Raw genomic sequence first — 12,045 nt, forward strand, 5'->3', positions numbered from 1 at the left:
AAACTATCCATTTCCAATTTCCTCGTAGTATTTTTAATTGAGTAGCTACTACACTGCTGCAATGATCGATGGGTACGATCTCCCTGCGGATGCGCCTGGACAGTACTTGCCGCTCCGAGAAGATCGGCAACTCCCGAAGGCGTACTTTCCTGACAAACTTCCGCCGAGGTTCGACCTTTCTGAGGAGGTCATTGTGGAACACGGACGAGCAATGTGGGCACTCGGCCGTTTGGAGGGACTGGGAAGTGAGATCGACAACCCTGGTGCGGTCTTCAGTTCGTTTGTCTACAAGGAGGCGGAGCAATCCTCTCGTGTCGAAGGCACCACAGTCACAGTCTCAGATATCTACCGCTACGATGTCGACCAGCTCACCTTCCGAGACACGACCGAGAGCGACCACGAAGCCGATGTGAGAGAGGCGCGTAACTATATTCGTGCCCTCAACGATGCAGTATCGTATCTTCGTACGGCAGGCTTCGAACGCACAAGCATCACGAGTGAACTGGTGAAATCACTCCACCAAGAGTTACTCGAACACGGACGGAGTAACGACGATCCGCTTCCAGGACAGTTTCGCCCTGGCTTCGCCGTTATTGAGGAAACCCACCCTCACGGATTCGGGACACGAATCCGATTCATCCCGCCCAAGCCAGACAACGTTGCGCGGTTGATGGATGATCTCGAGCGTTTCATCCAACAGGGTAGTTCGTGGCCGTCACTGATCGATGTCGCCGTCGCACACTACCAGTTCGAAACGATTCACCCATTCAAAGACGGCAACGGTCGCGTCGGCCGCATCCTTGCTATCTTGATGCTCATCGCTGATGGATTACTTCATTATCCACTGCTCTATCTGAGTTCGTATATTGAACGTCACCGTACCGAGTACGCTGACTTGTTACTGGCTGTGAGTGAGGAAGGCGCATGGAACGAGTGGCTGCAGTTTTTCCTTCGTGGGATCCGCGAACAAGCCGAAGAGGCGTTCGTCCGTGCGAAACTACTCGTAGACACACGGCAGAAGTACGAAACGAGATATGAGGACGAACCGAAGTCCGTCCGAAATCTTGCCCTTTCGCTTTTTGAAGAGCCATACTTCACCGTCAGGGAGGCAAGCGAACGGATTGGCGTCGTGTACCAGACTGCCAACAACGCGGTTGACCGTCTCGAAGCTGACGGTGTCATCACCGAGATTACGGGGAACAAACAAAACCGTGTATTCAGAGCCGAAGAAATAATGGATATCGTGGAACGTCCTGCGTCAACCCTCCCCGAGTCGACGGACCTTGTTGACGTCGCACAGGCGTGGAAGCTCCCTGACCACTAGAAACGACCACGAGTCAGATGGTCCAGAGAAGTCTTGCTGTTTTCTTTGGAACTCGGCCACTCTGTGTAGCCCACATATGTATCAGGAAGACTGTCAGCGGATTCGACAATCCATCTGCGATGCGCTGGAACTCATCTTCAATGTAGTTGCGTCCGAATGTCGGCCTCATCGGGGAAGAGACACCTCGTAGTCAGCTGCCAACTCCTGAAACACAGACCACTCCGGGAGACCGGTTCCCTCACCGTTACCGTGCGTTTCGAGGTATCGAAGCAAGGCGTTGATCGTCCCTTCCAGTCCGTATTTTGCCGCTTGGTCTCGGAGTTCGTCTTCGTCGACGTCAACGTGGCTGAGAAGAAGGAGACAGTACGACCGGTAGCGGGGGCCGTCGTCGATCAACAGCGTGTGACAACACAGCTCCGCCGGTGACACCGAATCGAGTTCCGTGGAGTAGCGGTAGTAGCGGTGACGAGTCAGCAGAAACTGGAGGTCGAACGCCGCAAAACGCGCAAGCCCGGTCTCATGGAAGTGCTCGACGTCGATTTCCGTTTCCGTTTGAGCGAGAAATTCGTCGTAGTCCTCCCAGAGAATCGTCCCATCCGGAACAACGGATTCGAGGCGTCGGGTTTGCTGGCTTTTTTACCGTCTTCGAGGATTCTGTCTTTGCAGTTCCCGAGCGCCGTTGCAGCGAGATTCCTCGCGGATTGAACGAGGCTGGATTGGAGGGAGAGGTTCTCACGAACGTCAGAATACGTCTCTTTGTGGAGCGTGTTCTTGGTGTCCGTGATGTTGTAGGGGTTGTCGTTCCATCCGTGGTCAGCGACGTGCTGCGCTGCTTGTCGGAACTGCTCGAACGTCTCATCGAGGACTTCGTGGTTGTCCTCGGGAACGTCGAGTTTGAGTTGGATGTTCCGAACAACCTCCATACTTCATTAGTATAGATTGAACTAGTTAAGACTACATATTGGGGGAGTTGACCTTGCTATCGAGCGTGGTTTTGGAAGGGTAGTGTCGGCTTCCTCCCCGAGGTCAAGCCTCGGGGTATCCGCCTTGAATTTTCGATGAATCATCACGAGACTGGCGGACGAGTTCGATTCTTTACCGATGCACCAGCACCGACGAAGATCAAGCCGAGCGCGCCCAGCGCATCTATCGGAGTATCGACCGGCGACCCTAGTGCAAGCATCGCGGCCCCACCGACGAAACAGAGGAGTCCCACGACGAGCAAGCCATTTCCGAGGAGACGAGTAGTGTTTTCGTTCATTGATGTTCTCCTGACTGGTGATCGGGGTCCGTCTTGGTGTTCCAGTCCGGACTCACTCGGTAATCGTAGAGGTGGGCGCCAGTCACGACGACAACGAACAGTACGACCGCCCACGTGATAGCCGCGTGCGACCCATTCAACGTGACGAGCGTGCGCCAGTCGATCGCATCACCAACGAGGACGACGTCTAGATCGAGCGGGACTTGCCCCGTCGTCGCGTTGTCGGTTCCGTGCATCAGCATTGCCAACAGCACACTCCCGTGAGACCCGTTAAACACCCACCCGAGGAGCACGGAGAACGCGATAATTCCGACGAAGTAGGCGACGATTAGTTCGAGTGGCCAGTCAGCTCGGAATCCTCCGGGAACGAACTGGGGAAGATGCCAGAGTCCCCAGAAGACGCCGATGATGAGGGCCGCAGACAATCCGCCATAGCGTTCTTGCAGTTCGGGCTGGGCGAATCCGCGCCAGCCGAATTCCTCCTGGCCACCCCCGATGAACGTCCCGAGAATAATCCCGATGACGACCGTGATCGGGTCGAAATCGAATGCCGCCCAGTCGATCGGACCGCCGAGCGCCCACGAGGCGACTCCTGCCGCGTACGTGATGGCGAACGGGATCAAGATTGCAGCGGCATACCATTTGGGATGGACGCGCCAACTAAAGACGTCGCCGAGCCACTTCCTGACACTCTCGCCACTCGCCCACAGGACAATCGCAGCAGCAACTCCCGGTGAAAGCGGGCTCAGGAAGCCTTCGATGACCCATCGACCCCACGATGGATCCATTTCAAGGAGTTTCGGGATGGCATCAAGCGTCCACGAAAGTGCGTATGCCAGTACGAAAAAGGATGTAATTCGGTACTGCTGGATTCGTTTGGTAATTAGCGATATCATGACTCCTCACATGCCTCCGTCGAGAGAACCTGCTTCCGTCGGGAGTGAGACGAGTACCGTGTTTCGGTTGTCGTCATCATTGTTGGTCCATGGTGTGTAGATTGGTGGCGTTACAGATCTGCGACGTTGAACTGGTAATACCCAACGAGGAACGGAACGACGAACCAGAGTGCGAGAACGACAACGCCCACGTTCGGGCTCACGTAGAACGGGGTCGGCTCAGCTGCAGCCACGTCGACTCCGACGCCCGTCTGGGCGGGCGCTGCACCGGCAGTCTCTGCGAGCCCGGGTAGGAGAGCAACGATGGTCGAGAGATAGGCCGAAGATGGCGACACTTGCCCGATAAGGAACACCCACTCGGGCATCGTCGACGGGAGGCTGAACCCGGTAACGATGTAGACGATTGCCATCGGGACGACATCCCAGAACAGCTCAAAGATGACGAAGAATCCGAGTGCAAACGTGGTCGCACGTGAGGTTGACCCGGTCGTCGCCGAGAGCCCCACCATGATCCCCGCATAAATCGCTGCAAATCCGAGTGTCACGAGAAGGAATACGAGCATCGCGCCAAGAGCGACTGTGCCGAGTAACACGGAGCCGAATCCGAGTCCAACGAGGAGCCCGACACCGAGACCAAACACAAGGACGGCTGCTCGACCGACGACCTTTCCAGTGAAGACGTTCAGCCGGTTGGTTGGCAACGAGAGTAATAGCTTGATACTCCCGAGTTCGCGCTCGCCTGCGAGAGACTTGTAACAGACCACGATCGCCGCGAGGGGAACGAATAGACCGGTGAGACCGACTGTGAAGAAGACGAGCCCAGCGAACGTTGCCCCTGTCGGCTCACCGAACAGCTCGGGAACCTGCACGTACGCGTACGTCGAAACGAGTGATAACAGGACGAACCCTGCCACGAGCGCCCAGAGTGCCCGTGACTGAACAGCGTCTCGGAAGTCCTTCTTTGCAATCGCCAGCCACGTCATACTCGAACCTCCTGTTTGTCTTCAGTGTAGCGTACGAATAGGTCTTCGAGCGAGGACTCGACGACCGAGAAGTCCTGAACCGACGTCACGTCGGCGTCGATAGTTTGGAGAACGGCAAACTTTGAGGCCTCGTCGACGACGACTCGAAGCCGACCATCATCGATCGATGCACTCCCGACACCGTCGAGTTCGGCAACTCGCTCGACGGTAGACTCGTCGAGTGTGGAGACGTACACGTATAGAACTTCACCCGTTTCGGTCGCGTCGCGGAGGCCATCGATGGTATCGACGGTGACGAGCTGGCCGCGATTGATGATCGCCACGCGGTCACAGACCGCCTCGACCTGCTCCATCACATGACTGGAGAAGAACACTGTCGTCCCGCGTTCGTTCTCTTCTTTGATGATTTCTCGCATCTCGCGGGCCCCATTCGGATCCAATCCGGTAGACGGCTCGTCGAGAACGAGCAGGTCTGGATCACCGACGAGCGCCATGGCGAGGACCAGCCGCTGGCGCATCCCCTTCGAGTAGCCGCCCGCCTTCCGGTCGGCGGCATCGGCGATACGGACCCGTTCGAGGAGCGCGTTCACGTCCTCGTCCGCGTCTTTCATCTCCACGACGAACTCCAGATGCTGCCGACCACTCAGCCGGTCGTAGACGTGATAGGCGTCCGGGAGAACGCCGGTTTGCTGCCGTACCGCTTCGCCCTCTCGCTGGGCATCGTGTCCGAGAACGGTCACCGTCCCTGAGGTCGGACGAATGAAATCGAGCAGGATGTCGATCGTCGTGGACTTTCCTGCACCGTTCGGGCCGAGGAACCCAAAGATCTCGCCTTCCTCGACACGTAACTCGAGACCGTCAACAGCAACGACGTCTCCGAATCGTTTCGTCAAGCCATCGATGTCGATTGCAGCCATCTCTATCGTCCCTCCGTCGTCCATCCAAAGCGACGCTGTTCGGTCGTCGTGTTCGTACTCATGAATGTGTCCCTCCGATGTCAGCAGCGCTGGGAATCGCGCCACGAGCGAGGGACTTCCGGCCGTAGTACGCGACGATAGCGACAGCGAGAGCAATGTACACGACCAAGTGGACGGCAGTCACGATACCGACCGCGCGTTCGTTGATCACTCCATCGATGAGAATCTCGTCGGGAACGAGCGGAATGAGCACGTCCGCCGTATTCGCCATTGCGTGGAGCACCATTACGATGAGGACGCTGCCGGTGCTATTGTACGCCCACGCGAGGATGACTGACAGAGTGAGAATGCCGCCGATCCAGCCGACCTGATTCACGAGGGGGAAACTCGAATGGGGAGTGACGGGGGCGAAAAAATACGGGAGATGCCAGCCAGCCCAGACGACGCCGATGATGAGACTCGCGTTGAACGCGCCGTATCGTTCGTTGAGTCTCGCTTGAGCGAACCCACGCCATCCCGGCTCCTCGTTCAGGCCGCCGCTGAGGACGAGCGTGAAGAGGAACAGTCCCGTGACTACCAACGGAGAGGGGAGCGCTTGTCCAAAGTCGACGGGACCGCGAACGGCGAAGATGCCACCCGAGATCAGGGCCGCCGCGACGAGTGGAAGGCTCAGGGCAATGAGCCACCATTTCCAGCCCACACGCCACGTCGTGATTTGGCTCGCCCACGCTCTGACGTCGTCGCCCCGCAGCCACGTCACTATTGCCGCACTTACTGGGGGACCAAAACTCCCGACGTAAATGAGAATTGCCGCGGTCCAACTCGGCTCCATAAACACTGCTGGGGCAGAGATGATCCAGGTGTACGCGTACGCTCCGATAAAGAACGCTGCGACGGGATGGTTGTCAATCAACGAGTGGTGAAGCGACGGCATATCCGACCCTTCTCCGGAGACCCAATAAATATTGTCATATAGATTACAAATTGGCAGACTGATTACTCAAATCTGTTTGAGTTGAGTGTTGGACCAACGCCAGAGCTCCTTTCTGCTCTATCCGGTCGTTGTTCTCATTTGCTGATAGGATTGCGAGATTACCTCTGATTCAGTTCACGATAGGGGCCGCAGCGGAGTGCAAGTCTTACCTGACGTCTCGTTTGTATTCTCATCACTGGCATGCTCGTCGCTCACCGTGAAACACTGCTTTCTGCGGGAATCGTACACGGATTCGTCGATGAGGAATTTCACTTCCGACCTCCATCTGCACTCTCTCGCTCGATCTTTTCCACAAGCGTAACAGACGGTTGATCATCGACTGACAACCGAATCTCCGTGTCGTCGAGGATGATCTCCACAGACGCCGAGAACGGCTCCGCTGCCCTCACGGTGGTGTTCCAGTTTTCTGTCGTCGTGTACTCGAACAGCTCCCAGAGAGGGATATCAAGAAGGGAAACACCGTGTTGCCAGAAGGCCTCGATAACGACCGGGTGGAACGCGACAAGGACGTCGATGGGAAAATAGACAGTGAACCAACATCGGCGACACTCATTAATTGAGACACTCATCGAACGGTCACCACGCTCTCGCTGCTCGACGGTGGTGTCGAGTCGTCCGTAGCACTCGGGACAGACGCCACCGCGTATAAACATGTATTTCGCCCAGATACCGTATCCGAAACTGTCGACAATCTCTTGGGTAGAACGCCCCTGAGCGATGCTCTGCGGGAAGAGATCCGAGACAACCGGCGTGACGCACGCGCGACACTCAACAATGAACTGACCATCGGCCGCGTATGCCTCAAGCGACTGGGCAGCACAGTTTGGACACGCTCCTTCGACAGCCACAGGATCGAATGTCTGAGACGACTCGTACAGTCCCGAAAAGAGCGCGCGGCGAACTTTGTCACCGGCGTACGTGAGCTGATATCCATCCTCGGTGTCGACGACGAATCTGCCGACAAGCTGCTTGAGATGATAGGAGAACTGCGACGTACTCTGACAATCCACGGCGTCGTACAGTTGCGTGAAAGACATCGCGGACTTCGCCCCATCCTCGTATTTCTTCTCGGCCAATGCAATGAGAATTTCCAACCGTTGTTGATTGGCGAGCGCCTCAATGCTCTCTATGACGCTTTCGTTGATCTGCGTTGCAGTTCCCTCCAAGGCCATTAGCTACATACACTGTACCGGGAGTCGTGAACGTTTGGAACGGTCGGTCAGGGATTTTGTAGGCGTGATCCCCTTCGGTCATTGACAGAGACTCGGTTGCAGCTGGGCATCCTCCACGCGCCTACAGGCGCGAGCATCCCCCGCACTCGAGGTCGGACAGTAGTGCCATCCTCGACGCGAGCGACCGTCTCCTCTTCGTGGATACTCCGGTCTACGCGCACTTCTTTAGGATTTTCGTGACGGTGGGGTTTCCCCGACCTCGTTCGTCAATTAGAATTCTCGTGTTCTGATACGTCTCGAGGATGGTTTTGACGGTGTCTACTTTCACATAGCCTATTTCAAAATAGCCTATTTCAGAATTGGCTACTCGGAAGTAGTATCCTGGTGTCCGGACGTTGAACAGTATGGACCGATTCGTGGACCGGGAGACTGAACTCTCGCGGCTTCGGGAGTGCTATGACTTGGATGAGGCTGAGATGGTCGTCATCTTCGGTCGTCGTCGCCTCGGCAAAACCGGACTCGTTCGACAGTCGCTGTCAGACGGCGACGACGCTGTACTGTACCAAGCGACCGAGACGACGCCGCAGGTGCAACTCGACGAGTTCGTCGACGTCGCCTCAGAGTCGTTTCCTGGTGTCGACCGGATCAAACAAGAGTGGGAGTCGCTCCTCGGAGTCACGTCGGGGTCGCTATCGGATTCTCGACCCGTTGTTTCGGTTTTGGTTCCGGTTCGTCTATGGGAACGAAGACCGGTATGACCGACTGGGCAGCGCTGCCTACGAGGCCGTTATCGAACCGGAGCTGGCCGATTTCGCGAGCCAGGAGCTCGAAATACTCTGTCAAGAGGCCCTTCCGGACCTGTACCCTGCGGACACGTTCATCGATATCGGCCGGTGGTGGTACAAGGAGCACAAAGTCGATATTGTCGGTCTGACGAACGATGGCACGATGGTCACAGGCGAGTGCAAGTTCACGAACTCCTCGCTCGACTACAGCGCGCTTGCGTCGCTCGAAGCCCACACCGACGAGATTCGATGGTCACCAAGCGGTGAGTCAGTAACGCATGAATATGCGCTCTTCGCCCGAAACGGGTTCACGCAATCGACCGCGAGGCCGCTGTTGACCGCGACGACATCGTCGGAGACGCTTGATCACCAGTCAATTGAGGAGAAGAACTCACCAGGGCACTTCTCGCTCATCTCTTGTTCATCGTCTCACAAACAACACTCCAAGGGACAGCTTCCCACAGACCTCGGTCGTGGCTGCCGGCCTCGCTAGAGGCCGGGAGCGGTGGGTGGGGAGGTGGGTTGTGGGTGGCTGGCGACGAAAAAGGAGCAGCCGAGGACGTCGACTACCGCACAGCCACGGTGTCACGCTTCGCTTCGAGCACCGTCGTCGGCGCTACCCGTCCATGCCGTGTCTCGTAGGTGTTGTAGAGTGCCTGCGAGTACTGTGCGACCTTCGATTTCGATGTCGCACACACCGGCCGTGCCGCCGCGACCACCTGCGCTTGGGTCAGACTCTTTCCGGGGGTCAACCGATCTGCCGCATACACGGCCGCCGCCGCGACCGTCAGGCGTGCCGTCCCGCCACCGACCGGCTCGTCATCCGCCATCCAGAGGAGATACCGCCCGATCTGGGCGAACTCAAGAAGCGTCCGCACATCCACGACATCGCCTAAGCCTGCCAACACAGCGTCGACTGCTCCCGTCCGAACTGGTGGATACTGCTCGACCAACCCACCCTCGATACGGATCTTCCGCGCCGCCGCACAGAGTCGCTCGTGGTCTGTCTTCGCGAACATGGCCACATTTTCTGACCCGATGGGAAGCCCTACTCGCCGTGCCGCCAACAACACTGCCCCACCCGCCAGCGACTCCCAGGCCATCCAGCCGCCCGGCAGTCGCTTCTCACTCGCCACACGCATGAGCGCACACGCTTCCTCACGGACGTATCCCGGGAGTCCGAGATTCCCGCCGATCGTCTGCACATCTCGGAGCGCCTCGTTCAGCCGCGCATCCCGCTTGGCCATGCGCCGGTCGAGCCGTCGCAGCCAGCGCCAGCGGCTCAGCTGCGTCCCCGAGAGTTGATTGCCGTACCCATCACTTCGCAGGAAGAACGTCGTGTGCAGCCCCTTGTCGACTCTGAACGCCGTCGTCGGCTCGATGGCCCACTCTTGTCGTCCCGACCCATCCAGCTGCTTGTGCGCGCTTGGTGACACCCCGCAGTCGACCGCGTCCGTCCGCACCACTAACCCACACTCACCGCAGATCGTTTCGATCCCAGACACACCGAGTCGCCCCGCACACTCGGGACACTCGTTCGTCCGGTCAGTCGTTTGTCGCTCCAAATCTTCTTCACCGATGTTGCTGTAGTCCTTCATGGGTTTCTACCCGAAGGCGCGCCTCCTACCGCGTCTTCTCCGACACTCACTCCTACATGAGTCTCATCTCCGCCCAACGCTTCGTCACCGACGTCCGCGCGTCTCGCTCGCGCCTTCGTGAGCGACCATCGGGAGCGAGCGAGACGCGCCTTTGAGGCCACAGAACCAGCACCGCGCGCCGGGCCGCCCACAGCGAGCGGCCAGCAGAGATAGTCTGTGCGCGTTTCGAGCACCGCAGGCGCGCAGAAACCGCCTGACTATCCTGCTGGCGGACCGGGAGGGTCCGAGCGACACCCGGTGCGACTACCGTCGCACCGGGACGGGGCACGGCGAACGAAGTGAGGCGTGCCGTCCGTGGGCGGCAGGAGGCGAGCGGGGCGTGCCGTCGCGGACACATCGACCACACACGAGACGACGACGACTTGTCCTCACTACGGGTGGAGTCGAAAGGGGCCGGACGCTCGGCGAACCCCGACCCCGCAAGCACCGCAGCGAAGCGAGGCGCGCAGCGGGGATTCCGTACGCGAAGCGAACGGAAGCCAGCGAGACGCAGTCTCGCGTGGTCGCGGGAGTTGAGCGGTCGGGGGCTTTCAGGGAGTCGCTCGGTTCATAGTACTCACCGTCGACGAGAACAACTCCCCGAGTATCGGAAGTTAACCCACCAGAGCCTTTGTATACAAAGAATACATTGTATACTCTATGGGCACGATTTCCGCGCGCGTTCCGGACGAGTTCGAAGAAGAACTTGAGGAATATCTCGAATCAGAGAAACTCGACCGAAGTACCGGAATTCGAAAGCTCCTCGCAGAAGGGCTCGAAGAGTGGCGACAAGAGCGCGCACTTGAGAAGCTCAAGGCGGGAGAAGTCACCTTCTCGAAGGCAGCCGAGCTTGCTGGGTTGAACGTGTGGGAGTTCGCCCAACTCGCAAAAGAACACGAAATCACGTGGGTCGGAAGCGACCACACAGCTGCTGACCTTGAGGATCTCTGATTCGATGTGGGTGTTCGATGCGACCCCGCTCATCTATCTCGCAAAAGCCGACCAATTGGACATTGTCTCCCATCTAGATGGATCGCGCCTCATCCCGGAACACGTGTACACAGAGGTCGTCACAACTGGCATCGAACACGGTTATCCGGACGCTCGACGAATCGAACAGGGTGTCGAAAACCACCTGTTTGAGGTGGCAGCAGCCGATGAAACACCATTCGCACGTCGAATCCAACAGAACCCCAATCTGAGTGCAGCCGACGTAGCCGTCTTGGCACTTGCCAAGCAACGAGAGGCAACTGCAGTGATGGACGAACACTATGGACGAGACGTTGCTGAGACAGAGGACATTCAGACGCGGGGGGCAGCATATCTCATCTTACACTGCGTCAAACACGGTACGATTACCACGGAAACAGCACGGGAGACACTGGATACAATGGTTGAGGAGGGATGGTTCTGTGCGCCGAACCTTTATGCGAAACTCGTCCAGAAGCTTGAGTCGCTCGAGTGAATGTCCCGAAGAGAGACATTGAATTGCAGCCATCAGGAACGAGATATGCCTCCGACCCCGAACCGAGGGCGTTCGTTCTTCAGAACCACTCTGAGAGGCCATTCCGAGCAGTCCCCCAGAGAGATGGTGATTCCGCCACTCAAACAACACAGGGGGACCGATGAATACGAACGATGAAGGACCGACAGATGAGGAAACGTACGGGACAGCGACGCTGAACGAACGGGGGCGGTTGACGATTCCGAAGAACCTTCGCGACGAACTCAAACTCGAGGGAGGAACCATATTCAACATCGTCCGCGAAGGCAGCGACATTCGTCTTGTTCGATAGCTTCCAGAGCTACAAACATTGAGTCGGGATCAAGAGTGGGGCGACGACGCATTCCGGGATGCGGGGGAGGCAACGTTTGGTGGGGACTCACGCCGATTAATTTCTGGCCTGCGCTGTCGTAGGTGCAGGGAGCCCTACTCGCGGATGGCGAAGCCGACGATTTGAATGCGACGCTACAGGCACTCCCACTCGCGTACAATCTCACTGCTGGTTCTGCCAGCGGTTTTCGTCAACAAGACAGTGTTTTGATGCAAATAGTCTCCGACGAATTTATCTCGTC

General features: G+C 57.7%; 10 protein-coding genes and 2 pseudogenes. 5 read left to right on the plus strand and 7 right to left on the minus strand.

What is annotated here, in order from left to right; all coding sequences use genetic code 11:
• Nucleotides 1-61: 61 nt before the first annotated feature.
• Nucleotides 62-1,324: a Fic family protein gene (locus BSG17_RS00160; RefSeq protein ID WP_170864669.1), complete on the plus strand. Its 1,263-nt coding sequence runs from the start codon at nt 62-64 to the stop codon at nt 1,322-1,324.
• Between the two features lie 165 nt (nt 1,325-1,489).
• Here BSG17_RS00160 and BSG17_RS00165 read toward each other — a convergent pair.
• From BSG17_RS00165 to BSG17_RS00195, 6 genes and pseudogenes are all read right to left on the minus strand, one after another.
• Nucleotides 1,490-1,945 (minus strand): annotated as a pseudogene (locus tag BSG17_RS00165) (transcriptional regulator TrmB); the annotation flags it as partial.
• A 636-nt stretch (nt 1,946-2,581) separates the two neighbouring features.
• Nucleotides 2,582-3,373, minus strand: a complete 792-nt coding sequence (locus tag BSG17_RS00175; protein ID WP_244531447.1) for a CPBP family intramembrane glutamic endopeptidase — start codon at nt 3,371-3,373, stop codon at nt 2,582-2,584.
• Nucleotides 3,374-3,591: 218 nt separating this feature from the next.
• Entirely contained in the window at nt 3,592-4,464 is an 873-nt protein-coding gene (locus BSG17_RS00180) for an ABC transporter permease (protein ID WP_089820463.1), read from the minus strand.
• Nucleotides 4,461-5,381: an ABC transporter ATP-binding protein gene (locus tag BSG17_RS00185; protein WP_089820987.1), complete on the minus strand. Its 921-nt coding sequence runs from the start codon at nt 5,379-5,381 to the stop codon at nt 4,461-4,463. Before BSG17_RS00185 ends, BSG17_RS00180 begins: the two co-directional genes overlap by 4 nt.
• Before the next feature lie 58 nt (nt 5,382-5,439).
• On the minus strand, nt 5,440-6,141 hold the full coding sequence (locus BSG17_RS00190; RefSeq protein WP_244531448.1) for a CPBP family intramembrane glutamic endopeptidase: 702 nt from the start codon (nt 6,139-6,141) through the stop codon (nt 5,440-5,442).
• Nucleotides 6,142-6,623: 482 nt separating this feature from the next.
• Nucleotides 6,624-7,547, minus strand: a complete 924-nt coding sequence (locus BSG17_RS00195) for an ArsR/SmtB family transcription factor (RefSeq protein ID WP_244531449.1) — start codon at nt 7,545-7,547, stop codon at nt 6,624-6,626.
• Nucleotides 7,548-7,951: 404 nt separating this feature from the next.
• On the opposite strand from BSG17_RS00195, the pseudogene BSG17_RS00200 reads away from it, so the two are divergent.
• A pseudogene (locus BSG17_RS00200) lies at nt 7,952-8,698 on the plus strand (ATP-binding protein).
• A 200-nt stretch (nt 8,699-8,898) separates the two neighbouring features.
• On the opposite strand, the gene BSG17_RS00205 reads toward BSG17_RS00200, so the two are convergent.
• A complete protein-coding gene (locus tag BSG17_RS00205) occupies nt 8,899-9,930 on the minus strand; it encodes a transcription initiation factor IIB family protein (RefSeq protein ID WP_089820465.1) in 1,032 nt (343 codons plus the stop codon).
• 699 nt (nt 9,931-10,629) lie between these two features.
• Here BSG17_RS00205 and BSG17_RS00210 point away from each other — a divergent pair.
• From BSG17_RS00210 to BSG17_RS27430, 3 genes are all read left to right on the plus strand, one after another.
• Entirely contained in the window at nt 10,630-10,920 is a 291-nt protein-coding gene (locus BSG17_RS00210) for a UPF0175 family protein (RefSeq protein ID WP_089820466.1), read from the plus strand.
• Nucleotides 10,921-10,924: 4 nt separating this feature from the next.
• Nucleotides 10,925-11,434 (plus strand): PIN domain-containing protein, encoded by a 510-nt coding sequence (locus BSG17_RS00215; RefSeq protein ID WP_089820467.1) that lies wholly within the window; start codon nt 10,925-10,927, stop codon nt 11,432-11,434.
• 160 nt (nt 11,435-11,594) lie between these two features.
• The gene (locus BSG17_RS27430; RefSeq protein WP_211609033.1) at nt 11,595-11,765 is read left to right on the plus strand and encodes an AbrB/MazE/SpoVT family DNA-binding domain-containing protein; all 171 of its coding nucleotides are present in this window, start codon (nt 11,595-11,597) and stop codon (nt 11,763-11,765) included.
• Nucleotides 11,766-12,045: the final 280 nt, after the last annotated feature.

It is taken from the genome of Halogranum amylolyticum (genome assembly GCF_900110465.1).
Lineage (GTDB): Archaea > Halobacteriota > Halobacteria > Halobacteriales > Haloferacaceae > Halogranum > Halogranum amylolyticum.